Source organism: Arthrobacter sp. J156, assembly GCF_056172865.1.
In genome coordinates, this window is sequence record NZ_CM149650.1 from 290,982 (window position 1) to 316,761 (window position 25,780).

21 protein-coding genes and 1 tRNA gene are annotated in these 25,780 nt (G+C 71.8%); 14 read left to right on the forward strand and 8 right to left on the reverse strand.

The annotated features are described in order from the left end of the window. Positions 1-7: 7 nt before the first annotated feature. On the reverse strand, positions 8-988 hold the full coding sequence (locus tag AC0QR5_RS01435; protein WP_329859764.1) for an AAA family ATPase: 981 nt from the start codon (positions 986-988) through the stop codon (positions 8-10). A gap of 195 nt (positions 989-1,183) precedes the next feature. Between AC0QR5_RS01435 and AC0QR5_RS01440 the strand changes: the two genes are divergently transcribed. The 12 genes from AC0QR5_RS01440 to sufU all read left to right on the forward strand — a co-directional run bounded on the left by AC0QR5_RS01440 (position 1,184) and on the right by sufU (position 13,862). Beyond that, positions 1,184-2,179: a TatD family hydrolase gene (locus AC0QR5_RS01440; protein ID WP_329859765.1), complete on the forward strand. Its 996-nt coding sequence runs from the start codon at positions 1,184-1,186 to the stop codon at positions 2,177-2,179. Positions 2,180-2,463: 284 nt separating this feature from the next. Then, positions 2,464-3,636 carry a ubiquitin-like domain-containing protein gene (locus AC0QR5_RS01445; RefSeq protein ID WP_329859766.1) on the forward strand — a complete coding sequence of 391 codons (1,173 nt, stop codon included), beginning with the start codon at positions 2,464-2,466 and terminating at the stop codon, positions 3,634-3,636. A 144-nt stretch (positions 3,637-3,780) separates the two neighbouring features. Further along, positions 3,781-4,677, forward strand: a complete 897-nt coding sequence (gene rsmA / locus AC0QR5_RS01450; protein WP_329859767.1) for a 16S rRNA (adenine(1518)-N(6)/adenine(1519)-N(6))-dimethyltransferase RsmA — start codon at positions 3,781-3,783, stop codon at positions 4,675-4,677. Beyond that, a complete protein-coding gene (locus AC0QR5_RS01455) occupies positions 4,674-5,594 on the forward strand; it encodes a 4-(cytidine 5'-diphospho)-2-C-methyl-D-erythritol kinase (RefSeq protein ID WP_329859769.1) in 921 nt (306 codons plus the stop codon). Before rsmA ends, AC0QR5_RS01455 begins: the two co-directional genes overlap by 4 nt. 57 nt (positions 5,595-5,651) lie before the next feature. Then, positions 5,652-7,457: an ABC-F family ATP-binding cassette domain-containing protein gene (locus AC0QR5_RS01460; protein ID WP_329859771.1), complete on the forward strand. Its 1,806-nt coding sequence runs from the start codon at positions 5,652-5,654 to the stop codon at positions 7,455-7,457. A gap of 162 nt (positions 7,458-7,619) precedes the next feature. Beyond that, positions 7,620-7,694, forward strand: a tRNA-Gln gene (locus tag AC0QR5_RS01465). 152 nt (positions 7,695-7,846) lie between these two features. Then, positions 7,847-9,223 (forward strand): bifunctional UDP-N-acetylglucosamine diphosphorylase/glucosamine-1-phosphate N-acetyltransferase GlmU, encoded by a 1,377-nt coding sequence (gene glmU / locus AC0QR5_RS01470; protein WP_475372545.1) that lies wholly within the window; start codon positions 7,847-7,849, stop codon positions 9,221-9,223. A gap of 43 nt (positions 9,224-9,266) precedes the next feature. Then, entirely contained in the window at positions 9,267-10,247 is a 981-nt protein-coding gene (locus AC0QR5_RS01475) for a ribose-phosphate diphosphokinase (protein WP_329859774.1), read from the forward strand. A gap of 242 nt (positions 10,248-10,489) precedes the next feature. Continuing rightward, positions 10,490-11,104 (forward strand): 50S ribosomal protein L25/general stress protein Ctc, encoded by a 615-nt coding sequence (locus tag AC0QR5_RS01480; RefSeq protein ID WP_329859776.1) that lies wholly within the window; start codon positions 10,490-10,492, stop codon positions 11,102-11,104. A gap of 18 nt (positions 11,105-11,122) precedes the next feature. Continuing rightward, positions 11,123-11,704 carry an aminoacyl-tRNA hydrolase gene (gene pth, locus AC0QR5_RS01485; RefSeq protein WP_329859778.1) on the forward strand — a complete coding sequence of 194 codons (582 nt, stop codon included), beginning with the start codon at positions 11,123-11,125 and terminating at the stop codon, positions 11,702-11,704. A 401-nt stretch (positions 11,705-12,105) separates the two neighbouring features. Further along, positions 12,106-13,413, forward strand: a complete 1,308-nt coding sequence (locus AC0QR5_RS01490) for an aminotransferase class V-fold PLP-dependent enzyme (protein WP_329859780.1) — start codon at positions 12,106-12,108, stop codon at positions 13,411-13,413. Beyond that, entirely contained in the window at positions 13,410-13,862 is a 453-nt protein-coding gene (gene sufU, locus AC0QR5_RS01495; protein WP_329859782.1) for a Fe-S cluster assembly sulfur transfer protein SufU, read from the forward strand. Before AC0QR5_RS01490 ends, sufU begins: the two co-directional genes overlap by 4 nt. A 41-nt stretch (positions 13,863-13,903) precedes the next feature. Here sufU and nhaA read toward each other — a convergent pair whose 3' ends face one another. Together nhaA and AC0QR5_RS01505 are read right to left on the reverse strand one after the other, a co-directional pair. Then, on the reverse strand, positions 13,904-15,265 hold the full coding sequence (gene nhaA, locus AC0QR5_RS01500) for a Na+/H+ antiporter NhaA (RefSeq protein WP_329859783.1): 1,362 nt from the start codon (positions 15,263-15,265) through the stop codon (positions 13,904-13,906). 246 nt (positions 15,266-15,511) lie between these two features. Further along, positions 15,512-16,012: a DUF2505 domain-containing protein gene (locus tag AC0QR5_RS01505; protein ID WP_329859785.1), complete on the reverse strand. Its 501-nt coding sequence runs from the start codon at positions 16,010-16,012 to the stop codon at positions 15,512-15,514. A 217-nt stretch (positions 16,013-16,229) separates the two neighbouring features. Between AC0QR5_RS01505 and mfd the strand changes: the two genes are divergently transcribed. Beyond that, positions 16,230-19,838 (forward strand): transcription-repair coupling factor, encoded by a 3,609-nt coding sequence (gene mfd, locus AC0QR5_RS01510; protein ID WP_329859787.1) that lies wholly within the window; start codon positions 16,230-16,232, stop codon positions 19,836-19,838. A gap of 171 nt (positions 19,839-20,009) precedes the next feature. Here mfd and AC0QR5_RS01515 read toward each other — a convergent pair whose 3' ends face one another. From AC0QR5_RS01515 to AC0QR5_RS01535, 5 genes are all read right to left on the reverse strand, one after another. Beyond that, positions 20,010-20,378, reverse strand: coding sequence for a YtxH domain-containing protein (locus AC0QR5_RS01515; protein ID WP_329859788.1), 369 nt, complete (start codon positions 20,376-20,378; stop codon positions 20,010-20,012). Positions 20,379-20,548: 170 nt separating this feature from the next. Further along, positions 20,549-20,809: a hypothetical protein gene (locus AC0QR5_RS01520; RefSeq protein ID WP_329859790.1), complete on the reverse strand. Its 261-nt coding sequence runs from the start codon at positions 20,807-20,809 to the stop codon at positions 20,549-20,551. A gap of 65 nt (positions 20,810-20,874) precedes the next feature. Then, positions 20,875-21,549 carry a deoxyribose-phosphate aldolase gene (gene deoC, locus AC0QR5_RS01525; protein ID WP_329859791.1) on the reverse strand — a complete coding sequence of 225 codons (675 nt, stop codon included), beginning with the start codon at positions 21,547-21,549 and terminating at the stop codon, positions 20,875-20,877. Positions 21,550-21,587: 38 nt separating this feature from the next. Beyond that, positions 21,588-23,390 carry a phospho-sugar mutase gene (locus AC0QR5_RS01530; RefSeq protein ID WP_329859793.1) on the reverse strand — a complete coding sequence of 601 codons (1,803 nt, stop codon included), beginning with the start codon at positions 23,388-23,390 and terminating at the stop codon, positions 21,588-21,590. A gap of 64 nt (positions 23,391-23,454) precedes the next feature. Then, entirely contained in the window at positions 23,455-24,264 is an 810-nt protein-coding gene (locus AC0QR5_RS01535; RefSeq protein WP_430632654.1) for a purine-nucleoside phosphorylase, read from the reverse strand. A gap of 94 nt (positions 24,265-24,358) precedes the next feature. On the opposite strand from AC0QR5_RS01535, the gene AC0QR5_RS01540 reads away from it, so the two are divergent. Further along, positions 24,359-25,759: an NAD(P)H-quinone dehydrogenase gene (locus AC0QR5_RS01540; protein ID WP_329859795.1), complete on the forward strand. Its 1,401-nt coding sequence runs from the start codon at positions 24,359-24,361 to the stop codon at positions 25,757-25,759. The last annotated feature ends 21 nt before the right edge of the window (positions 25,760-25,780 follow it).

Below are 25,780 nucleotides of genomic sequence, written 5' to 3' on the forward strand. Positions count from 1 at the left end.
CCCGGAATCAGCCGCGCGCCCCGGCGCGGACCGGGACCCGGGCCAGCAGGGCGTCGACGACGTCGGCCGCGGTGGTCCCGGCCACCTCGGCCCGCCGCTGCAGCATGAGCCGGTGGGACAGCACCGCGGAGGCGACCGCGGCGACGTCGTCGGGCAGGACGAAGTCGCGCGCGTTGAGCGCGGCCTCCGCCTTCGCCGCACGCAGCAACTGGAGGAGGGACCGCGGGCTCGCGCCGAGGCGCACGTCGGGGTGCTCGCGCGTGGCCTGGCCGAGCGCGACGACGTACTCCTTCACGGGATCCGAGGCGTAGACGTCCTTGACCGTGGTGATCAGCCCCACGAGTCCCGCGGTGTCGACGACGGGCCGGACGGCGTCGAGCGGGGACCTGGACTGGTGCGTCTCGAGCATCGCGAGCTCAGCGGCCGTGTCGGGGTAGCCCATCGAGACGCGGGCCATAAAGCGGTCCCGCTGGGCCTCGGGCAGGGGGAACGTCCCCTCGAGCTCGATCGGGTTCTGGGTCGCGACCACCATGAAGGGCTCCGCGAGCGGGTACGTGCCGCCGTCGACCGTGACCTGGTGTTCCTCCATGCACTCGAGCAGCGCCGACTGCGTCTTGGCCGAGGCGCGGTTGATCTCGTCGCCGATGACGATGTTCGCGAAGACCGGGCCGCGGCGGAACTCGAACGCGTGCGTGTCCTGGTTGTAGATCGACACGCCCGTGACGTCCGAGGGCAGCAGGTCCGGCGTGAACTGGATGCGGTTCACCGTGCAGTCGACCGTCTTCGCGAGCGTCTTGGCGAGCATCGTCTTGCCGACGCCCGGCACGTCCTCGAGCAGGAGGTGGCCCTGGGCCAGGAGGACCGTGAGCGCCGTGCGCGCGACGGACTCCTTGCCGTCGATGACGGTCCCGATGGCCTCGAGGATGCGTGAACAGCCGCGGCCGAACTCCTCCGAGGACAACACCTCCGGCTGCGTGGCTGGCTCCATGGGATCTCCCTGTCATGACGGCCGGGCCGGACCGTCCCCGGTGGGGAGGCGGGCGGCATTGACAACTCGTCCACCCAGCCTACTCAGGATTCGTGTGTCGCGGGACACACCGGAGTCCGGGCGTTCGACGGCGCTAGGCTGGAGCGTGCGGCCGCTCCGGGCCGCCGGGGGAACGAGGCATGGAAGGCGGTCCGGATGGGCGGCAACCAGACGGCAGGGGGCTCGGTCGCGGCGGGGGTCGCGGTCGTGCCGGGATCGACTCCGCACGCCTACGTGCGTCCGCCCGGCTCCGGCGCCGGCGGGGAGGACTTGGAGCCGGGCGGCGCGGCGCGGCGGGACCGCGACGACTCCGGACGCAGGCGCCGGCTCGAGTACCCGGCCGCCCCCGAACCGCTCCCGTACCCGGTCCCGGACAACCACACCCACCTCGACTTCCGCGACGGGCTCGTCGCGGTCTCCGTCGCCGACGCCCTCGACGCCGCCAACGCGGTCGGCGTCCCCGGCGTCGTCCAGGTGGGCTGCGACGTCGAGTCCTCCCGTTTCGCCGTCAAGGCCGCCGCAGCCGATCCGCGCGTCCTGGCCGCCGTCGCCATCCACCCCAACGACGCGCCGCGCTACGCCGCCCGGGGCGCCCTCGAGGACGCGCTCGCCGAGATCGACCGGCTCGCGGCACACCCCCGCGTCCGCGCGGTGGGGGAGACGGGGCTCGACTACTTCCGCACCGGCGAGGAGGGCCGGCCCGTGCAGCGCGAGTCGTTCCGCCGCCACATCGACATCGCCGTCCGCCGGGGCAGGGCCCTGCAGATCCACGACCGCGACGCCCACGCCGACATCGTCGAGGTGCTGCGCTCCGAGAGGCTCCCCGAAAAGGTCGTCTTCCACTGCTTTTCCGGCGACGCGGAGCTCGCCCGGATCTGCAACGAGCACGGCTGGTACCTGTCCTTCTCGGGCACCGTCACGTTCAAGAACGCCACCTCGCTGCGGGAGGCGCTCGAGGTCGCGGACCCCGAGCTCGTCCTCGTGGAGACGGATGCGCCGTTCCTCACGCCGGAGCCGTTCCGGGGCCGTCCCAACGCGAGCTACCTCATCCCGCACACGGTCCGTTCGATGGCCGCGCATCTGGGGCGTGACGTGGAGGAATGGTGCCGCCAACTGGCCGCCAATACCGAGGCGGTCTACGGAACGTTCTGAGCCGGCGGGCCCGGGGACCACGATGCGAAGGGACTCCTTGGTTGTCAATTGATAACGGAACGGTTACGGTTAAGCCTCAGTAGCCGGGATCGGGGAAGGTTTCCGGGTATCAAGCCGCCTGCGGCACACGCTGGGACGTTCCGTTCGTACGCCCCATCGCCTGCCGCGCTACAGGCCTGTGCCAGCAGTGACGCCAGCACGGGAGGAACCCGCGTGAGACTCGACGGGGCCCCTCCTCCCTTGCCGATTCCCCGTGCCCGGACGACACCGACGTTTGGAATTCCGTGCAGCACGCCCTGAAAAACCGCTGGGTCCAGGTCGGCGCCCAGGCCGCAGTCCTCTCCGCCCTGATCCTCGGTCTGGTCTCCTTCGTGGGGGCCAACAAGACCGTCGCCCTCGTCGTCGACGGCGAGACGCAGAGCGTCTCCACCTTCGGCACCACCGTCGCCGACGTCCTCGAGGCCTCCGAGATCGAGCTCGCGGCCCGCGACGAGGTCTCCCCGGCGCTCGACGCCGCGATCGAGAACGGCGCGACGATCGAGGTCAACCGCTCCAAGGCCATCGACGTCTCCATCGACGGCGTCGACCGCGTCGTCCACACCACCGGCCTCACGGTCGCCGACGTCCTGGACCAGCTCAAGGTCGCCGACAGCTCGGACATCTCCGCCGGCATCGAGCTCGAGCTCGCCTCGCTCAGCACCCCGATCGAGATCACGACCCCCAAGGCCGTCGCCCTGGCCGTCGACGGCAAGACCGTGGACCTGAGCACGACGGCCGCCACGGTCGCCGACGTCCTGGCCGAGGCCGACGTGACGCTCGGCAAGGACGACGAGCTGACGCCGGCAGCCGGCACCGAGGTCGCCGACGGGCTCGACGTCAAGGTCGTCCGCGTCGCCACCGAGCAGCGCACCTCCACCGAGGCCGTCGCCCACGGCACTGCCCGGGTCAAGGACGGCACCCTCGAGGAGGGCAAGACCAAGGTCGTCGCCGCCGGCAAGGACGGCGTCCGGACCCTCGTCCACGAGGTCGTGCTCAAGGACGGCAAGGAGGCCTCGAGCGAACTCGTCTCCTCCACGGTCACCACCGCCGCGGTCGACGAAAAGATCGCCGTCGGGACCAAGAAGAAGCCGGCCCCGAAGCCCGCCCAGGCCTCGTCGTCGTCCTCCGCGGGCGCCTCCTCCGGAGGCACGACCGCCTCCGCGGCCGGCGTGTCCTCGACCTGGGCCGCCCTGGCCAAGTGCGAGTCCGGCGGCAACTGGTCCATCAACACGGGCAACGGCTACTACGGCGGACTCCAGTTCAACCTCCGCAGCTGGCAGGGCGCGGGCGGCACTCAGTACGCCGCCTACCCGCACCAGGCCACTCCCGCCCAGCAGATCGCGACCGCCGAGCGCCTGCGCGCGAACGGCGGCTGGGGCCACTGGCCCTCCTGCGCCCGGAAGCTCGGCCTCCTCTAGGAACGCCGGCACCGCGGCCCGCGGCCGCTGCACGCACGCGCCAGGGCCCCGCCTCGACGGTTCACCGAACCGGTTCCGAGGCGGGGCCCTGCGCGTGTTCCATGCCCGCACGAGGGGCCGGAGGGCGCGGATCGACGAACTAGGATGGAACCCGTGACTGACGATCCCGCGACCCAGCCCCCGACCGCCGGCGGGCGGCCCCTGCTCGGGGCGGCCGACATCCGCCGCCTCGCCGCTGAGCTGGACGTGCGTCCCACCAAGACGCTCGGCCAGAACTTCGTGATCGACGGCAACACGATCCGCCGGATCGTCGCGGCCGCCAAGCTCGACCCGCAGGACACGGTCCTCGAGGTCGGCCCGGGCCTGGGCTCGCTCACGCTGGGACTCCTGGACGCGGCCCGCCACGTCGTGGCCGTCGAGATCGATCCCGTCCTCGCCGGACGGCTTCCCCGCACCATCGAGGAATTCCGGCCGGGGCACGGCGGCCGGCTCGACGTCGTGCTCTCCGACGCGCTCAAGGTGACCTCGCTCCCGGCGGAGCCCACCGCCCTCGTGGCCAACCTTCCCTACAACGTCGCCGTGCCCGTCGTCCTGCACCTGCTCGAGAACTTCCCGAGCCTGCGGACCGGGCTCGTCATGGTCCAGGACGAGGTCGCGGACCGCCTCGCCGCCGGGCCGGGCTCGAAGACGTACGGCGTCCCGAGCGTCAAGGCCGCCTGGTACGGGCAGCTGCGCAAGGCCGGGGTGATCGGCATGAACGTGTTCTGGCCGGCCCCGAAGATCCACTCCGGCCTCGTCGGATTCGAGCGGCGCGAGCCGCCGGCGACGACGGCGAAGCGCGAGGACGTCTTCGCCGTCGTCGACGCGGCCTTCGCGCAGCGCCGCAAGACCCTGCGGGCCGCCCTCGCCGGATGGGCCGGCGGCGCCGCACGTGCGGAGGAGGCGCTCCGGGCCGCCGGGATCGACCCGCAGGCGCGCGGCGAGAAGCTCGCGATCGAGGACTTCGCCCGGATCGCCGAGGCGGGGCGGGGAGCCGCATGACGCGGACCATCACCGCCCGGGCGCCGGGCAAGATCAACGTGCACTTCCGCGTCGGTCCTCCGCGCGAGGACGGATACCACGACGTCGCGAGCCTGTACCTGGCGATCTCCCTGTTCGAGGACGTCGTCGCCACCGCGCGGATCGACGGCGAGCACTCCCTCTCCCTCGGGGCCGGATCGACGGCCGTGACGGACCCGGAGGACTTCCCCCTCGGCCCCTCGAACCTGGCACTGCGCGCCGCCCGCGCCCTGGCCGACGCCACGGGCCACGCCGGCGGAGTGCACCTCGAGGTCGTCAAGCGCGTGCCCATCGCCGGCGGCATGGGCGGCGGCTCGGCCGACGCCGCGGCGGCGCTCGTGGCGTGCAACGCGCTCTGGGGGACCGGACTGACGCGCGAGGAGCTCGGGAGGATCGGCGCCGGGCTCGGCGCCGACGTGCCGTTCGCGCTCTCCGGCGGCGCCGCCGTCGGACTCGGGATCGGGGACGAGCTCTCGCCCCTGCTCCTGCGCAGCCGCACCGACTGGGTGATCCTGCCGGCGAGCTACGGGCTGTCCACGCCGGCGGTCTACGCGCGCCTCGACGAGCTGCGCGCGGGGCGGGACGTCGAAACGCCTCGCGAGGTCGACCCGGGCGTCGTCCAGGCCCTCGTCGCCGGCGACCACGCCCTCTTGCAGGGGCTCGTCTTCAACGACCTCACCCCGGCCGCTATGGACCTGGCCCCGGAGCTCGCGGCCGTCCTGGAGATGGGCGACGCCGCGGGCGCGCTGGCCTCGCTCGTCTCCGGTTCCGGGCCCACGGTCGCCCTGCTGGCCGCCGGCCCGCGCCACGCCGCCGAGATCGCCAACCAGCTCGAGGACGAGTCGGGCCTGGCGGCCCGTGCCGTGCACGGGCCCGTGCACGGCGCCTCGATCGTCTGACGGTGCCCCGCACGGCCGCACCGAACCACCATCACCAAGCGTAAGGACAACCGCACCGTGGCACATCTGCTGGGAGCCGAGAACGTCTCCGTCACCTTCGTGACCCGTACCGTCCTGGACGGCGTCACGCTGGGCCTCGAGGACGGGGACCGGATCGGGATGGTGGGCCGCAACGGCGACGGCAAGTCCACGCTCATGCGGCTGCTCGCGCAGCGCCAGCGGGCCGATTCGGGGCGCGTGACCAAGCGCGGAGACGTCCGTGTGGGCTTCCTGGACCAGCAGGACGTCCTCGACGGCGACCTCGAGGTCGGGCACGCGATCGTCGGCGACGCCGCGGACCACGAGTGGGCGTCCAATCCTCGGGTCCGCGAGGTCATGGGCGGGCTCGTCGGCGAGGTCGACTGGCACGCCAAGGTCTCCTCCCTCTCCGGCGGGCAGAAGCGCCGTGTCGCGCTCGCCAAGCTCCTGATCGGGGACCACGAGGTGGTCATGCTCGACGAGCCGACCAACCACCTCGACGTCGAGGGCGTCGCGTGGCTCGCGCGGCACCTCAAGCAGCGGTGGAGGGCCAATGCCGGCGCGCTCCTCGTCGTGACCCACGACCGCTGGTTCCTCGACGAGGTCTGCACGCGGACGTGGGAGGTGCACGACGGCATCGTCGACCATTTCGACGGCGGCTACGCGGCCTACGTCCTGGCCCGCGCAGAGCGGGACCGGATGGCGGCCGTTGTGGAGAACAAGCGCCAGCAGCTCGTGAAGAAGGAGCTCGCCTGGCTCCGCCGCGGAGCGCCCGCGCGCACGTCCAAGCCCAAGTTCCGCATCGAGGCGGCGAATGAGCTGATCTCCGACGTCCCGGCCCCGCGGGACTCGGTCGCGCTGTCGAAGATGGCCACGGCGCGGCTCGGCAAGGACGTCCTGGACCTGGAGGACGTCTCCCTGGCGTACGACGGCGGGGCCCCCTTGTTCGACAAGGTCACCCTGCGTCTGGCCCCGGGGGAGAGGATCGGCGTCGTCGGCGTCAACGGGGCCGGGAAGTCGACCCTGCTCAAGCTCCTCAACGGGGAGGTCGAGCCCACCGGTGGCCGGCTCAAGCGCGGCAAGACGGTCAAGACGGCGATCCTGACGCAGGAGGTGCGCGAGCTCGACGCCGTCGCCGAGGAGCGCGTCATCGAGGTCGTGCAGGCCGAGCGCAACGTCTTCCAGGTCGGGGGCCGCGAGCTCTCCGCGGGGCAACTCGTCGAGCAGCTGGGCTTCGGGACGGAGAAGCAGTGGACTCCGGTCAAGGAGCTCTCCGGCGGAGAGCGCCGGCGGCTGCAGCTGCTCCGCCTGCTCGTGGGCGAGCCGAACGTGCTGATGCTCGACGAGCCGACCAACGACCTCGACACGGACACGCTCGCCGCGGTCGAGGACCTGCTCGACGGCTGGCCCGGCACCCTCGTCGTCGTCAGCCACGACCGCTACTTGCTTGAGCGCGTGACCGACCACCAGATCGCGCTCCTGGGCGACGGGAAGATCCGCGGCCTGCCCGGGGGAGTGGAGCAGTACCTGCAACTGCGCGCCGAGGCCACGGCCCCGGCGTCGTCCTCGTCCCCTGCCGCTCCGGGTGGAGGGGGAGCCGCGGCCGAAGCCGGTCCCAGCGAGGCCGAGAAGCGCGAGGCGCGCAAGGAGGTGAACCGGATCGACCGGCAGCTCGGCAAGATCGCGGAACAGGTGGCGAAGCTCGAGGCGACGATGGCCGCGGCCGCCGAGGCGCAGGAGTTCGACGAGCTCAAGGACCTCACGGCCCGTCTGCAGACGCTCCAGGCGGAACAGGAGGGCCTCGAATCGGCGTGGCTCGAAGCCGCGGAGGTCGTCGGCGGCTAACCGTGCCGCCACGCCCGTCCCAGTGCGGCCCGGCTCGCCTGAAGCCCCGCGGAGTCCTGCGACCCGGGCGCTGTTTTCCGTTCCCCGGTCATCCGGTTCATGGCACGGCGGGGATTCGTGGCAGAATACCTAACCGTGCCGGACCGCCGCGCGGCGGCACGTTCCGCCCTGGTGTAATGGCAGCACGCCGGCCTTTGGAGCCGTGCAGTCTAGGTTCGAATCCTAGGGGCGGAACCAGCGCAGGGACGGTCCGCGGCAAGCGGTAGACTGGGCTGGCCCGGGCTGGCCCGGGCCCGTGAACGCCAACACCGCAGGGAGTGCACAACTTGAGCGTGGAAGCCACCGCACCGGCCGCCGTCATCGTCCTCGCAGCCGGAGCCGGCACCCGGATGAAATCGTCCAAACCCAAGATCCTCCACGAAATCGGCGGCCGCTCCATGGTCGGGCACGCCTTGGCCGCGGCCAAGGGGCTCGACCCGAAGCAGCTTGTCGCCGTCGTCCGGCACGAGCGCGACCTCGTCGTCGGACACCTCCTCGAGATCGAGCCCGGCATCACCATCGCCGACCAGGACGGGATCCCCGGCACCGGCCGCGCCGTCCAGCTCGGACTGGCCGCGCTGCCCCCGCACCTCGACGGCACCATCGTCGTCACCTATGGCGACGTGCCGCTGCTCACCACCGGACTCCTGCAGGAGCTCGTCGCTGCCCACGACGCCGCCGGCAACGCCGCGACCGTCCTGACCGCCGTGCTGGACGACGCCACGGGCTACGGCCGGATCCTGCGCGGCACCGACGGGACCGTCACCGGGATCGTCGAGCACAAGGACGCGAGCGACGAGCAGCGCGCCATCCGCGAGGTCAACTCCGGCATCTACGCGTTCGACGCGGCCGTCCTGCGCGACGCGCTCGGCCAGGTCACGACGGACAACACGCAAGGCGAGATGTACCTCACGGACGTCCTGGCCATCGCCCGCGAGGCCGGCGGCCGCGTCGCCGCCGTCGTCACCGACGACCCCTGGCAGGTCGAGGGCGCCAACGACCGCGTCCAGCTCGCCGCGCTCGGCAAGGAGCTGAACCGCCGGATCGTCGAGGGCTGGATGCGCGCCGGCGTGACCGTCGTCGACCCCGCCACCACGTGGATCGACTCCAGCGTCGCCCTCTCCCCGGACGTGACCATCAAGCCCGGCACGCAGCTCCACGGCGCCACGGCCATCGGCACGGGCGCCGTGATCGGCCCCGACACGACCCTGACCGACACCCAGGTGGGTATCAACGCGGTCGTCAAGCGCAGCGACGTCACCGCCTCCGCAATCGGCGCCGGCGCCACGGTGGGCCCGTTCGCCTACCTGCGCCCCCAGACCGAGCTCGGCGAGGCCGGCAAGATCGGCGCGTTCTACGAGACCAAGAACGTCACCGTGGGCCGCGGCTCGAAGCTCTCCCACCTGGGCTACGCGGGCGACGCCGAGATCGGCGAGTACACCAACATCGGCTGCGGCAACATCACGGCCAACTACGACGGCGTCAACAAGCACCGCACCGTCATCGGCTCCCACGTCCGCACGAGCTCGAACACCGTGTTCGTCGCCCCCGTGACCATCGGCGACGGCGCCTACACCGGCGCCGGCGCCGTGGTGCGCAAGGACGTCCCCGCCGGCGCCCTCGCGCTCTCGGTCGCCCCGCAGCGCAACACCGAGGGATGGACGGCAGCCAAGCGCCCCGGCACCCCCTCCGCCGAGGCGGCCGGCCAGTCCGGCCCCGCGTCCTGAACCCCTCTCCACCGATCCCCATCAGGCACCAGAAAGTGAACCCATGAGCGAACTGAGCCACAACGTCGACAAGAAGCTGGTGCTCGCCAGCGGCCGCGCGCACCCCGAGCTCGCCGAGGAGATCGCCTCCGTGCTCGAGACCGAACTGCTGCCGATGTCGGCCTACGACTTCGCCAACGGGGAGATCTACGTCCGTTCGGGCGAGAGCGTGCGCGGCAAGGACGTCTTCATCATCCAGGCGCACCCGGCGCCGCTGAACAACTGGCTCATGGAACAGCTCATCATGATCGACTCGATGAAGCGCGCCTCGGCCCGCCGCATCACCGTCGTCTCGCCCTTCTACCCCTACGCACGCCAGGACAAGAAGGGCCGCGGCCGCGAGCCCATCTCCGCCCGCCTCGTCGCCGACCTCTACAAGACGGCGGGCGCCGACCGCATCATGAGCGTGGACCTGCACACCGCGCAGATCCAGGGCTTCTTCGACGGACCCGTGGACCACCTCTTCGCGATCCCGCTGCTCGCCGACTACATCCGCACGCGCGTCGAGGCCGACAACGTCACGGTCGTCTCCCCGGACACCGGCCGCGTCCGCGTGGCCGAGCAGTGGGCCGACCGGCTCGGCGGCGCCCCGCTCGCGTTCGTGCACAAGTCCCGCGACCTCACCGTGCCGAACCAGGCCGTGTCCAAGACCGTCGTCGGCCAGATCGAGGGCCGCACGTGCGTGCTCATCGACGACATGATCGACACCGGCGGCACGATCTCCGGGGCCGTCCGCGTGCTCAAGGACGCCGGCGCCAAGGACGTCATCATCGCCGCCACGCACGCCGTGTTCTCCGACCCGGCCGCCCAGCGCCTCTCCGAATCGGGCGCCCGCGAAGTCGTCGTGACCAACACCCTGCCGATCCCCTCCTCGAAGCGCTTCAAGCAGCTGACCGTCCTCTCGATCGCGCCGCTCATCGCGCGCGCCGTCAAGGAGGTCTTCGAGGACGGCTCCGTGACGAGTCTCTTCGACGGCAACGCCTGATCTCTCTCCGCGCCACCGCACGACGGCCCCGGCACCCGCCGGGGCCGTCGTGCGTTTCCTGGTTCTGCTGGTAGACTGGCCGGCAGTGCCCAGGCGAGGGAGGGCGTCCACCGAAGGACGCGGCTCCGTGATCGACGAGGCTGGACCCGGAAGGAACGCGGCGATGCCGCGGACCGGTGACGGTGTCCAGGTTCATCCGATGCCTGGGCAGACCGAAACACCGACGAGTACGGGAGAATCCCATGACCGACCAGACCAAGATCGCCGCCGAGCTCCGCACCGACTTCGGCAAGGGCGCAGCCCGCCAGGCCCGCCGCGCCCACCAGGTCCCCGCCGTGATCTACGGCCACGGTGCAGAGCCGATCCACATCCTGCTCCCGCAGCAGCAGACCACCCTGGCCGTCCGCCACTCCAACGCCCTCCTGGTCCTGGACATCGACGGCGAAGAGCACCTGGCCCTCGTCAAGGACATCCAGCGCCACGCCCTGCGCCAGACCGTTGACCACCTGGACCTCCTCACCGTCAAGAAGGGCGAGAAGGTCACCGTGGACGTCAACGTGCACCTCGAGGGCGAGGTCGCCGCGGGCGCCGTCGTCGACCTGGAGCTCTTCACTGTCTCCGTCGAGGCCGAGGCCACCCACCTGCCCGAGACCGTCACCGTGAGCGTCGAGGGCCGCCAGGCCGGCGACAACGTGCTCGCCTCCGAGCTCGTGCTCCCGAAGGGCACCTCGCTGCTGACCGACCCGGAGAGCGTCGTCGCGACCATCTACGTCCCGGCCGCCGCCGACCTGGGCGAGGACGCGGCGTCCGCCGAGGGCGCCTCCGAGGAGGCCCCGGCCGCCGAGTCCGCCGAGTAGCGGACCGCCCCGCCTCATATGGCAAGCGATACCTGGCTCGTAGCCGGGCTCGGAAACCCCGGGCCCGGCTACGCCCATCATCGGCACAATGTCGGGCAGATGGTCCTCGACGAGCTCGCCGGCCGCGTGGGCGGCTCCTTCAAGGCCCACAAGTCCCGGGCGCAGCTCCTCGAGGGCCGTCTTGGCCTGGGCGGTCCCCGGGTCGTCCTGGCCAAACCCTCGACCTACATGAACCTCAGCGGCGGGCCCGTGTCCTCACTCGCGGCGTTCTTCTCGATCCCGGCGGACCACGTCATCGCCGTCCACGACGAGATCGACATCGACTTCGCCACCGTCCGGCTCAAGCTCGGCGGTGGCGAGGGCGGGCACAACGGCCTGCGGGACATCACCAAGGCGCTTGGCACACGGGACTACCACCGGGTCCGGGTCGGCGTGGGCAGGCCGCCGGGACGCATGGATACCGCCGACTTCGTCCTGCGCGACTTCGGCACGGCGGAGAAGAAGGAGCTGCCCTTCCTGATCGACGATGCGGCGGACGCCGTCGAGGTGTTGATCCGCGAGGGACTCACGACCGCACAGCAGCGCTTCCACGGCTCCTGAAGTCGACCGGAGGGAACCGGGGCCACTTGCTTGGCATGCCGGCCTCAAGATGACGAAATGTGACGCAGGATGACATTTGACAAACTTTTCACATATGCTGGTGCGCAGCCTTGATGGCTCCCTGAACGGGGGCCGGCAGCGGGCGGCCTCTGAGACTGGGCCACCCCCATCCCGCTGCCGGCCCCTTTTTCATGCCTTCGTCCCCTGTGGCCGACCCGTGGGTCCCGGATCCCGGTCCCCGACGACGCCGTGGTCCGCGCGGGGAACGGTTAGGTTCGGCTCACGTGTGCTCCGGGCGCATGGGTGGGAAGATTAGGGCATCATTCCGTAGCGGAATCCGCGCGCAGGCCGCCTCGACGGCCGGCGCGGGAGCAGACCACCCGGCAGAAGGGCTTACCACCGTGCAACCAGGCACCGTCGAGGCGACCGCGCAACTGTCGCTGGACCCGGCCGAGGTCAGCCGCCTCCGCAACGACTTCCCGCTCTTGGAACGCGAGGTCAACGGCCACGGGCTCGTCTACCTCGACTCCGGTGCCACCTCGCAGAACCCCCATTGCGTCATGGACGCCGAGCAGCACTTCTACGAGCGGTTCAACGCAGCCGTCCACCGCGGCGCGCACACCTTGGCCGTCGAGGCCACCGAGCTCTATGAGGACGCCCGTGCGGCCGTCGCTTCCTTCATCGGGGCACGGACCGACGAACTCGTCTGGACCTCCAACGCCACCGAGGCGCTGAACCTGCTGTGCTATGCCTTGTCCAACGCCTCGGTCGGCCGCGGAGGCGAGGCGGCCGGGCGCTTCCGGCTGGGACCGGGCGACGAGATCGTGGTGACCGAGCAGGAGCACCATGCCAACCTCATCCCCTGGCAGGAGCTGGCCTTCCGGACGGGCGCGAGCCTCGCCTACGTCCCAGTCGGCCCCGACGGCGCACTGCTCCTGGACCGCGCCGCCGACGTGATCGGCCCGCGCACCCGCATCGTGGCCTTCACCCACGTCTCCAACGTCCTCGGCACCGTCACGGATGTCGCCGCGTTCGTTGCGCTCGCGCGCGCCCACGGCGCGCTCACCGTCCTGGACGGATGCCAGTCCGTCCCGCACCTACCCGTCGACGTCAAGGCGCTCGACGTGGACTTCATGGCGTTCTCCGGCCACAAGATGCTCGGGCCGACGGGCATCGGCGCCCTCTACGGCCGCTCCGAGCTGCTCAACGCCCTGCCGCCATTCCTCACGGGCGGCTCGATGATCACCACGGTGACGATGGAGCGCGCCGAGTTCCTGCCCGCGCCGAACCGCTTCGAGGCAGGCACCCAGCGGATCTCACAGGCGCTGGGCCTGGCCACCGCGGCGCGCTACCTCGAGGAGGTCGGCATGGACCGCATCGCCGGTTGGGAGGCCCGGATCGGATCCCTCATGGCCGAGGGCCTCGCCGCCCTTCCGGGCGTCCGCCTGCTCGGTCCAGAGGGCGGCGAGCGGATCGGCACGGCCGTCTTCGAGGTCGAGGGCGTGCACCCGCACGACGTCGGCCAGTACCTCGACAGCCGCGGCGTCGCCGTGCGCGTGGGACACCACTGTGCCCAGCCGCTGCACCGGGCGCTCGGAGTCGCCGCGACGACCCGGGCCAGCAGCTACCTCTACACGACCGAGGACGACGTCGCCGCGCTCGTCGACGCCGTCGCCGGGGTCCGTGGCTTCTTTGGGGCGGCCTCGTGAGCGGCCTCGAGCAGCTGTACCAGCAGATCATCCTCGACCACGCCAAGCGCCGCGTCGGCGACGGCCTGCTCGAGCCCGAGGCCGGCCACCCGTGGGGCGAGTCCCACCAGCACAACCCCGTCTGCGGCGACCAGATCCGCCTGCGCGTGGAGTTCGCCGGCGACGCGGTCGAGCGCGTGAGCTGGGAAGGCAGCGGTTGCTCGATCTCCATGGCGTCCGCTTCCGTCCTCGCCGAGGCCGCTCCCGGCCTTCCCGCGGGCGAGCTGGCGGAGCTCATCGAGGAGTTCCGGCTCGTCATGCGCTCGCGCGGCACAAGGGAGGCCGACGAAGAGGTGCTCGGAGACGCCGCGGCCTTCGCCGGCGTCTCGCGCTTCCCCGCGCGCGTCAAGTGCGCAATGCTCGCCTGGGTTGCCGCCGAGCAGTCCCTGCCGGCTGCCAGCCCCGCCTAGCGCCCCCCGGGGCTTCTTCCTGTATCGGGGCGCGGTGCGGGTCACTGGAAGACGTCGGGTATGCCGTCGTCGTCCGCGTCGAGGCGTTCCTTCTCCGCGAGCTCGCGGTAGCGCTTGTCCCTCGGGCGCAGCCAGGCGGCGCCGAGGAGGGCGGCGAGCAGCGAACCACAGAGGATCGCGACCTTGGCGTGCTCGTAGTGCGGCGAGTCCAGGCCGAAGCTGAGCTCGGAGACGAGCAGCGAGACCGTGAAGCCGATGCCGCCGAGGAGCGTGACGCCGAACAGATCGCTCCACCGCGTGTCCGGATCCAGGCTGGCATGCCGCGTCTTGGTCACGAGCCACGTGGCCCCCATGATGCCGATGGGCTTGCCGGCCACGAGCCCCACGACGATGCCCCAGACCACCGGATCGCCCAGGGCCGCGGAGATCCCGTCGGCGCCGCCGATCGCCACGCCGGCGGAGAAGAACGCGAACAAGGGCACGCATACGCCCGTGGAAAGCGGCCGGAAGCGGTGCTCGAAGACCTCGGCGAGCCCGGGTGGGGCGTCCGCGCCGTCGGGAACCGCTCCCGGGGCGTTGGCGCGGTCCCGGCGCAGCACGGGCACGCAGAAGCCGAGGACGACGCCGGCGATCGTCGCGTGGATGCCGGACTCGTGCACGAGCGCCCAGGTGAGGATGCCGAGCGGCAGGAGGACGGCCCACGCCGCCCACGGGCGCGTGCCGAAGAAGCGCCGCTGCCGCTGCGCCAGGAAGGTGTAGAGCAGGACCGGAAGGACGGCGAGGCCCAGGTAGAGCGGCTTGAGCTCCGAGGTGTAGACGAACGCGATGATCACGATCGCGATGAGGTCGTCGACGACGGCGAGCGTCAGCAGGAAGATCCGCAGGGCGGACGGGAGGTGGGAACCGATGACGGCCAGGACCGCGACGGCGAACGCGATGTCCGTGGCGGTCGGGATGGCCCAGCCGCGCAGCGTCTCCCCGCCCGTGGAGAGGTTGAAGGCCACGAAGATCAACGCCGGGACCAGCACGCCGCCGAAAGCCGCCGTCACGGGGACCACGGCGCGGCCGAAGTTGTTCAGGTCGCCGACGACGAACTCCTTCTTCAGCTCGAGGCCGACGAGGAAGAAGAAGACCGCCAGCAGGCCGTCGGAGGCCCAGTGCCCCAGACTCAGGTCGAGGTCCAGGAAGGGAGCCGGGACGGCGACGTGGAAGTCGCGGAGGGCGAAGTACGCCGGGGCGGCGGGGGAGTTCGCCCAGATGATCGCGGCCGCGGCCGCGACGATCAGGACGAGACCGCCGATGGTCTCCTTGCGCAGGATCTCGGTGATGCGCAGGAACTCCGGGTAGCTCGAGCGGCCGAGGACCGTTCGCGGAGACGGCGGGCGCGCCGGCGTGTCGTTCATGTCCCTCCCAGGAATCGGCGCCGTGCGGCCCGAGCGGCGGGACCGCTGCGGGCCGCCGTCGGAGATCGGGCGGACGCCTGGGCGGACGCCGCCTCCGGGCCGGCGGTCGGCACCACTCTAGCCCGCGTCGCGGCGCCCGGCCGAGCCGATGACGTCGTCATCGCCGCAGCGTTGTCCCTGCCGCGCGATCAGGGCACGGCGCCGCCCGCGGCGATCTCCCCGTGGACTTCGGCCGGGCCGGAACGATTAGGAGCGGGCCTGCAGCCAGGCGGAGGCCTCGTTCGACTGCAGCTTGAGGGCCTTGCCCACGAACGGCTCCGCGGCCGAGGCGATCTTGTTCCCCAGGAACGGAATACCGGAGCTGACCGTCCCCTCGAGCTCGACGGTCGTGTGCCCATCCTGCGCGAGCAGCCGCTGGACGGCCTTGACCTCGACCGGGACGCCGGCAACGTCGACGCGGATGTCGACAGTGCGCGATCCATCGGCCCCCGGGGCGGACCACGACTCGTGCTGAGTGACCTTCAGGGATGCGCCGACGAACTTCCGGATCGCGTCCGGTAGGCGGTCGGTCGGGATCGAACGCTCGATGACGGAGGTGAAGGCGCCCGTCGTCGGACCGCTCACGTCCAGGCCGGTCAGGGTGCCGCCGGCACGGGAGCTGACGTGTTCCAGGAAGGCGCGGTCGGCGAACAGCGCCGTGAGTTCCTGGGCGGAGTGGTTCAGGGTGGTGCTGGCGGTCAAGGCCACGGGTGCTCCTCGGGGACGATGAGATGGAGGCTGGCCCCTGACGGGGTGCGTCTCCATCGTATGCCGGGAACGCCGTCGGTGCGGCGCGGGCAGCGCCGCGGTAGGCTGGGCCTGCAACCCGGCGTCCGCGTGGATCCCGGGTGTTTGTGCTGTCCGCCGCCCCCGAGCGCGGGCAGTGCGCACCGAGTTCCGCCCGCACCCGAGACGTAAGGACCCCATGGGACTGACCGGCCTCCGCTCCGCCCTCTCCGCCGATCCGAGCTACGCCCGACTCAGGGGCTCGGCGGCGCGCCCGTTCGGCGACCGCAGCGAGGCGCTCGAGGTCGCGGCGCCCGCCGGGCTGCGCGCTCCGCTCGTCGCCGAGGCCGTCGACGGGTTGACGGCGGGAGGAGGCCCGGGCGTCGTCCTGGCCGTGACCGCCACCGGACGCGAGGCCGAGGACCTCGCCGCGTCTCTGCGCGCCTACCTGCCGACCGACGCCGTCGCGGAGTTCCCCAGCTGGGAGACCCTGCCGCACGAGCGGCTCTCGCCGCGCTCGGACACCGTGGGCCGGCGCCTGACCGTCTTGCGCCGCCTAGCGCAGGACGACGCGACCCTCCGGGTCGTCGTGGCGCCCATCCGGGCCGTCGTCCAGCCGCTCGTCGAAGGGCTCGGGGCGCTGGAGCCCGTGGGCCTGGCCGTGGGGGAGGACCGCCCGTTCGGCGATGTCGTCCGGGCGCTGGCCGACGCCGCCTACGCCCGCGTGGACATGGTCACCCACCGCGGGGAGTTCGCCGTCCGCGGCGGCATCCTCGACGTCTTCCCGCCCACCGAGGACCATCCCGTGCGGATCGAGTTCTTCGGCGACGAGGTGGAGCAGTTGCGCTACTTCTCCGTCGCCGACCAGCGTTCCCTGACCGGCGAGGGATCCTCTCTCGAGGCGCTCTACGCCCCGCCGTGCCGCGAGCTGCTCATCACTCCGGCGGTGATGTCCCGTGCGGCCCGGCTCAAGGAATCGATGCCCGCCGCGGCCGACCTGCTCGAGAAGATCGCCGGGGGGATCGCGGTCGAGGGCATGGAGTCGCTTGCGCCCCTCCTCGTGGACCGGATGGTCCCGTTCACCTCCCAGCTGCCGTCCGGCTCCATCGCCCTCGTCATGGAGCCCGAGCGGGTCAGGGCACGCGCCCACGACCTGGCAGCCACGAACGAGGAGTTCCTCGCCGCGGCCTGGTCCACGGCCTCCGACGGCGGGGCCGCCCCCGTCGACCTCCTGCAGGCCGGCGAGGCGGCCGCCCTCGATGCGGGCAGCTTCGCCTCCCTCGCCGACACCCGGGCGGACGCGATCGCGCGGGGCGTCAGCTGGTGGTCCCTGACCTCCCTCGCGCGGGACGAGGAGCTGCTGCCCGACGCCGATTCCCTCACCGTCGCGGCCCGCGAGCCCCGCGGCTACCAGGGTGACGTCGCCGAGATGATGGAGTTCATCGGCTCCCGCGTGCGCGACGACTGGCGCGTCGTCGTCGTCACCGACGGCCCGGGCCCCGCCCAGCGTCTCGCCGAGCTCTTCCACGACGCCGGGATCCCGTGCCACCGCGTGGAGTCGCTCGACGCCGAGCCGCAGGAAGGGCTGATCGAGATCACGACCGCCGTCGCGGGGCGTGGATTCGTGTTCGACGGGCTCAAGCTCGGGCTGCTGACGGAAGCCGACCTGTTGGGCCGATCGAGCGCCTACGCCGCCAAGTCCGGCCGCCGGCTCGCCGCGAAACGGCGCAACGCCGTCGATCCGCTGCAGCTCGCCGAGGGCGACTACGTGGTCCATGAACAGCACGGGATCGCCCGCTTCGTCGAGCTCATGCAGCGCAGGGTCGGTGCCGGGGCCGACGCGCCGATGCGGGAGTACATGGTGCTCGAGTACGCCCCGGCCAAGCGAGGCGCGCCGGGAGACCGGCTCTTCGTCCCGACGGACCAGTTGGACCAGGTCACCCGCTACGTCGGCGGCGAGACCCCCGCGCTGTCCAAGATGGGCGGGGCCGATTGGTCCAACACCAAGTCCAAGGCGCGCCGCGCGGTCAAGGAGATCGCCGGCGAACTGATCCGCCTCTACTCGGCGCGCATGGCCTCCCGTGGCCACGCCTTCGCCCGGGACACGCCGTGGCAGAACGAGCTCGAGGAGGCCTTCCCGTTCACCGAGACCCCCGATCAGCTCACGACCATCAACGAGGTCAAGGCGGACATGGAGCGCGAGGTGCCCATGGACCGGCTCGTCTCGGGCGACGTCGGCTTCGGCAAGACGGAGATCGCCGTGCGTGCCGCCTTCAAGGCAGTGCAGGACGGGAAGCAGGTCGCCGTGCTCGTACCCACCACGCTCCTGGCGCGGCAGCACCACGAGACGTTCTCCGAGCGCTTCTCCGGGTTCCCGGTCCGCGTGAAGTCCCTGTCCCGCTTCCAGACGGCCAAGGAGGCGAAGGAGGTCATCGAGGGGCTCAAGAACGGCTCGGTCGACGTCGTCGTCGGAACGCACCGGTTGCTCTCGGCCGAGGTGGGCTTCAAGGACCTGGGGCTCGTGGTCGTCGACGAAGAGCAGCGCTTCGGCGTCGAGCACAAGGAGGCGCTCAAGAAGATGCGCACCAACGTCGACGTCCTCGCGATGTCCGCCACCCCGATTCCGCGCACCCTCGAGATGAGCCTGACCGGAATCCGCGAGACCTCCACCCTGGCGACGCCGCCCGAAGAGCGCCACCCCGTCCTGACCTACGTCGGCGCCTACACCGACAAGCAGGTCACGGCCGCCGTCCGACGCGAGCTCATGCGCGAGGGCCAGGTGTTCTTCGTCCACAACCGCGTCTCCTCGATCGACTCGGTCGCCGCCAAGCTGCGCGAGCTCGTGCCGGAGGCCCGCGTCGAGGTCGCGCACGGCAAGATGAGCGAGGCCCGGCTGGAGCAGATCATCGTGGACTTCTGGGAACGCAAGTTCGATGTCCTCGTCTCCACGACGATCATCGAGACCGGCCTGGACATCTCCAACGCGAACACGCTCATCGTCGACCGGGCCGACGCCTACGGGCTGTCCCAGCTGCACCAGTTGCGCGGCCGTGTGGGCCGCGGTCGCGAGCGGGCCTACGCCTACTTCCTGTGGAACGCGGAGAAGCCCCTCGGCGAGGTGGCGCTCGAGCGGCTCAAGGCCGTCGCCGCGCACAACGAGCTCGGATCCGGATTCCAGCTGGCCATGAAGGACCTCGAGATCCGCGGCGCCGGCAACCTCCTCGGCGGCGAGCAGTCGGGCCACATCGCGGGCGTCGGATTCGACCTCTACATCCGGCTCGTCGGGGAGGCGGTCGCCGATTTCAAGGGGGAGGCCGAGGACAAGGTCGCCGACATGAAGATCGAGCTGCCCGTCAACGCGCACTTGCCGCACGACTACGTGCCGGGGGAGCGCCTGCGGCTCGAGGCCTACCGGAAGCTGGCGGCCGCCGCCGACCACGAGGGCATCGACGAGGTGATCGAGGAGCTCGTGGACCGCTACGGCGAGCTGCCCCCGCCCGTGGCGAACCTCGTCTCCGTGGCCCGGTTCCGCGTCCGGGCCCGGGCCGCCGGCCTCACGGACGTCGCACTGCAGGGGAACTTCATCAAGTTCGCCCCCGCCGCGAAGCTGCCCGAGTCGCGGCAGCTCCGGCTCGCGCGCATGTACAAGGGGGCCCAGTTCAAGCCGGCCCTCAATGCCGTGCTGATCCCCAAGCCCAAGACCTCGCCCGTCGGCGGCCGGGACCTCGCGGACGCCGCCGTGCTCGAATGGGCCGAAGGCGTCGTCGGCGCCATCTTCGAAGAGGCCCCGGCGGCCGCGGCGCGGTAGGCCGGACCGGCCCTGGCTGCGGCGGACCGCAACGGGCCGCTTCATTCCCGAACGGACTGCGACACGTCGACGGACCGCCGTCCAAGGGACGACGATCCGTCGACGTGTCGCGGTTTCGGCTGGTGGGGCGGATCCCAGGGCGGACCGGCCGGTCGATCCGCCCGTTGCCTGCTAGTGGCCGGTCGCCGGGCCGGACGGGGTGGCCCCGCCCTCGGCGGCCCAGTCGCTGCCCACGGAATCGTCGCGGGCCGGATCCGAGACGTGGTCCGGCGCGTGCTCCGGAGCAGCCGAGCCGGTGGCCTGCGCGGCCGTTTCCTTGACCTTGGAAGCCACGGTGCTCGCGGCCGCCCCGACCGCGGCCCCGACCTCCGGCGCCTTCTCCTTGATGACCGAACCCACTTCGCCGATCTTCTCCTGGGTCCGTGGGTCCTCCCACAGCTCCAGGGCCTTGGCCTTCATCTTCTCGTAGGACTCACGGCCCGACCGCGTCCCCAGGATGTATCCCGCCGCGGCTCCGGCGAGGAACGTCAGAATGCGCATGCTGTCCTCCTTGGTCTTGAAGCGGGCACCGGAATGTGCCCCGGCCACTACAGTAACCACACCCCCGTGCCGGCCGCCACGTGGGGCATTCGCCGGGGATGCAGACAGGGAGCCCCCGACGGGGGCTCCCTGTCTTGCGATCCGATGGCCGGTGGAGTCCGGCGGCGCGGCTAGTGGTGCTCGACGGCCTTCTGCGCCTCGGCCGCGCGGTGGTGGCTGTCCGAGCGGCCCAGGACGTGCTGCGGCACGGCGAACGCGAGGCCGGCGAGGCCGAGGCAGACCAGGCCCGGCCACCATGCGGTCTCCAGCGTCCAGAAGGAGAGGACGAACAACGCGCCGATGAAGACGAGGAACATCGCGAGGAAGGCGATGAAGTTCCCGACGAAGTTGCCCTGGCCCGAATAGGCCTTGTTCTTGCCGTCTGAATACACAGCGAATCTCCTTGGTTCATGCATTGCCGGACGGCAACGGGTGGCCGGGCCGGCGAAGCTGTGGCTCAGTAGCCTTCCGCGCCCTGTTCTCCCTCAACAATAGCAACTCCGGAGCTGGCTCCCAGCCGTGTGGCGCCCGCGTCGATCATGGCCCGCGCGTCCGCGAGCGAGCGGACTCCGCCCGAGGCCTTGACGCCGAGGACGGGGCCCACGGTGGCCCGCATCAGGGCCACGTCCTCCACGGTCGCGCCGCCACCGGCGAAGCCCGTCGAGGTCTTGACGAAGTCCGCCCCGGCCTCCACGGATGCCTCGCAGGCCAGGACCTTCTGGGCGTCGTCCAGGAGGGAGGTCTCGATGATGACCTTCAGGATCGCGCCGCCCGCGTGGGCCGCCTCGGCCACTTCGCGGATGTCCGCGACGAGGGCCTCCCGGTCGCCGCGGCGGGCCGCCGCGATGTCGATGACCATGTCGATCTCCGCGGCGCCGTCGGCGACGGCCCGCGTGGTCTCGAAGGCCTTGGCCGCACTCGTGGTCGCGCCGAACGGGAAGCCGACGACGGAGCAGGTCAGCACGCCCGTCCCCTCGAGGGCGCCGGCGACGGTCGAGACCCACAACGGGTTCACGCAGACGGACTTGAAGCGGTAGCGGGCCGCCTCCTCGGCGATCCGCAGGACGTCATCGCGCGAGGCGTCCGGCTTGAGCAGGGTGTGGTCGATGTAGCTCGCGATGTCGGTGGTCATGGGTCCTCCTGGAAACGGGTGTGGTGGGGTCGTGCGCGCTACAGGCCGAGCGCTTCGTTGACGTCGGCCAGCACGGCGTCGAGCCGGGCCCTGGCCGTGGCCCGTGCGTCCTCCAGGGAATCGGCGGCGTAGACCGGCGCGACGACCTCCAGGTAGCACTTGAGCTTGGGTTCGGTGCCGCTGGGCCGGATGATGACGCGCGTGTCGTCGGCGGTCAGGTAGAGCAGGCCGTCGGTGGGCGGAAGCATGGTCCCCTCGGCCAGGTCCAGGGCCTCGACCACGTCCGAACCGCCGAAGGACTCCGGCGGCTGGGCCCGCAGCCGGCCCATCATGGCCCCGAGCAGGTCGAGCGAATGGACGCGCACCGAGAGCTGGTCCGTCGCGAAGAGCCCGTGCACGAGGGCCAGCTGGTCGAGCGCGTCGGGGATGCCGCGGCCCTCGGCCTTGAGGTTCGCCGCGAGGTCGGCGAGCAGGAGCGCGGCGGAGATGCCGTCCTTGTCCCGCACGAGCTCCGGCGCGACGCAGTAGCCCAGGGCCTCTTCGTAGCCGTAGACGAGGTCCGGGACCCGGGCGATCCACTTGAAACCCGTCAAGGTCGTGGTGTGCTCGATCCCGTGGGAGGCGGCGATCCGCGAGAGCAGGCGCGAGGACACCACCGAGTTGGCGAACACGGGCCGCGGACCCTGCTCCGGCGTCGTACCCCCTCCGTCCCCGGCGGCGGGAGCGAACCGCGCCGCCAGATACGCGCCGAGCAGGGCGCCCGTCTCGTCGCCGCGCAGCATCCGCGGCCCGTCCGCGAACTCCACCGCCAGCGCGCAGCGGTCGGCATCCGGGTCGTTGGCGACCACGAGGTCGGCGTCGAGCTCGCCCGCGCGCGCCAGGGCGAGGTCCAGGGCTCCGGCCTCCTCCGGGTTGGGGAACGAGACCGTCGGGAAATCCGGATCCGGGGCGGCCTGCTGCTCGACGAGGTGGACCTGGGTGAAGCCCGCGCGCTCGAACACGCGGACCATCGTGTCCCCGCCGACCCCGTGCAGCGGGGTCAGCACGATCCGCAGCCCGGCGCGGGCCCTGGCGGTCTCGGCGTCGGGGGCGGGCAGGAGGGCGGAGACGGCCTCGATGTAGCGGGCCTGGACATCGCCGTCCGCCCCGGCCCCCGGCAGCACGGTCCAGCCGGAGTCCGCGAGGGCGATGTCCTCGAGCGGGCCGTCGTAGGAGATGTGCGAGGCGATCTCCGCGTCCAGGGGAGCGACGATCTGCGCGCCCTGGCCCGATCCGCCGACGGCCCGGCCGCCGAGGTAGACCTTGTACCCGTTGTCCTGGGGCGGGTTGTGGCTGGCGGTCACCATGACGCCGGCCTCGCAGCCGTGCTCGCGCACGGCCCAGGCGAGCACCGGGGTCGGCAGCGGCCCGGGCATCAGGAAGGCCTCGATGCCGGCGGCCGTGAGCACGGCGGCGGTGTCGAGGGCGAACACGTCGGAGTTGTGCCGGGCATCGAATCCGACGACGACGCTCGGCACGTACGCGCCGGCCGCGGTCTCCAGGAGGAACCGGGCCAGTCCGGCGGCCGTGCGGCGGACGACGACGCGGTTCATCCGGTTCGGTCCCGCGCCGAGGGCGGCGCGCAGGCCGGCCGTGCCGAACTCCAGCGTTCCGGCGAAACGGTCGGAGAGCTCGGCGCGGGCGATCTCCCCGGCCTCGCCGTCGAGGTCCTGCTCCGCGGCGAGGGCACGCAGCTCCGCGGCGGTCGCGGGATCGGGATCGGTGGCCGCCCAGGCCTCGGCGACCGCGGCGAGGCGGCCTGGCTCGGGCGGGAAGGGGGACGCGGACTGCTTGCTGTTCATGGGGCTCTTCTGGAGTCGGGGACCGGAACTGTCCGGGCGTGGGGCGGCGGACAATGCCGGGGGGCTAGATGCGGTCGACGATGTCGGCGAGCAGCCGGGAGATGCGCGGGCCGGCGGCCTGTCCCGCCTCGATGACCTCTTCGTGGCTGAGCGGGACGGGGCTGATGCCGGCGGCCAGGTTGGTCACGAGGGAGATGCCGAAGACCTCGAGGCCCGCATGCCGCGCCGCGATGGCCTCGAGCGCGGTGGACATGCCCACGAGGTCGGCTCCGATCCGGCGGGCATACTGCACCTCCGCGGGCGTCTCGTAGTGGGGCCCCGTGAACTGCGCGTAGACGCCTTCGTCGAGCGTCGGGTCCACCTCGCGGGCGATCCCGCGCAGGCGGGAGGAATAGAGGTCCGTCAGGTCGACGAAGGTCGCGCCCTCGAGCGGCGACGTGGCCGTGAGATTGATGTGGTCGCTGATCAGCACGGGCGTTCCGGGCGTCCAGTCCGGATTCAATCCGCCGCAGCCGTTGGTCAGCACGAGGGTTGAGCACCCGGCGGCCGCCGCCGTGCGCACGCCGTGGACGACGGCGCGCACGCCGCGGCCCTCGTAGTAGTGGGTGCGGGCGCCCACGACGAGGATCCGGCGGCCCGACGGGGTCAGGATGGAGCGGATGGTCCCCGTGTGGCCCACGACGGCGGGGGCGTGGAATCCGGGCAGCTCGGCGGCGGGCAGGGCGTGGGTCGTCTCGCCCAGGAGCCCGGCGGCCTCGCCCCAGCCGGAGCCGAGGACCAGCGCGGTGTCGTGGCGTTCCACCCCCGTCTGCTCGGCGATGGCGGCGGCGGCCTGCGCGGCCAGGGCAAACGGATCGTTCAGTTCATCGGTCACGCCACTAAGCTACCGGTTCGCGGCGCCGTTTGGCAGGAGCGGTGCGCCGGTGGTGGTGTGCATGTTTCCGCCCGGTAGGGAACAATGGGGGCTTGTGACGTCACCACATGATTTGAGCTCCCACCGCCTCGTCGTCCTCGGGGGAGGCCCCGGCGGATACGAGGCGGCGATGGTCGGCGCGTCGCTCGGCGCGCAGGTCACGATCGTCGAGCGGCAGGGGATGGGCGGGTCCGCGGTGCTGACCGACGTCGTCCCGTCCAAGACGCTCATCGCGACGGCGGACGCGATGCGCCGCGTGGCGGGGGCCCGCAAGTTCGGCGTCGAGACCGGGACGGAGGACGCGGCCGCCGACCTCGGCGTCGTCAACCAGCGACTCCTGGCCCTCGCCCGGGACCAGTCCTCCGACATCCACGCCGGCCTCGAGAAGGCGGGCGTGCGCATCATCATCGGCGAGGGACGCCTGTTGGATCACCGCCGCGTCCACGTGGACCGCCGCGACGGCGGCAGCGAGGTCCTCGAGGCCGACGCCCTGCTCATCGCGACCGGGGCGCACGCCCGCGAGCTTCCGACGGCGAAGCCCGACGGGGAGCGGATCTTCACCTGGACGCAGGTCTACAAGCTCCAGGAGATCCCGGAGCACCTGATCGTCATCGGCTCCGGCGTCACGGGAGCCGAGTTCGCCTCCGCCTACAACCTGCTCGGCACCAAGGTCACGCTCGTCTCCTCGCGGGACCGGGTCCTGCCCGGCGAGGACGCGGACGCCGCACAGGTCCTGGAGAAGGTGTTCGAGTCCAACGGCGTCAACGTCATGTCCCGCTCCCGCGCCGAGTCCGTGGAACGCCACGGCGATACCGTGCGCGTGACCCTCTCGAGCGGCGAGGTCGTCGAGGGCAGCCACTGCCTCGTGGCCGTCGGCGGCATCCCGAACACCGCCGGGATCGGCCTCGAGGAGGCCGGCGTCAAGCTCACCGAGTCCGGCCACATCAAGGTCGACGGCGTCTCCCGCACCACGGCCCCGAACGTCTACGCGGCGGGCGACTGCACGGGCGTCTTCGCCCTCGCCTCCGTCGCCGCGATGCAGGGCCGGATCGCCATGGCCCATTTGCTCGGCGACAGCGTCCGTCCGCTCAAGCTCCACGAGGTCTCCTCGAACATCTTCACGAGCCCCGAGATCGCGACGGTCGGCGTCACCGAGCAGCAGGTCGCCGAGGGCAAGTACCAGGCGGACATCATCAAGCTGGATCTGGCCACCAACGCCCGGGCCAAGATGATGAACGTCACGGAGGGCTTCGTCAAGATCATCTCGCGCCGGGGCTCGGGGTCCGTGATCGGCGGCGTGATCGTGGCACCGCGCGCCTCGGAGCTGATCTTCCCGATCGCGCTGGCCGTCCACAAGCGCCTCCACGTGGACGACATCGCCGAGACCTTTACGGTCTACCCGTCCCTCGCCGGCTCCGTCTCCGAGGCCGCGCGCCGGCTGCACGTGCACCTCTAGCGGCCGGCCGGCCCGGCCGGC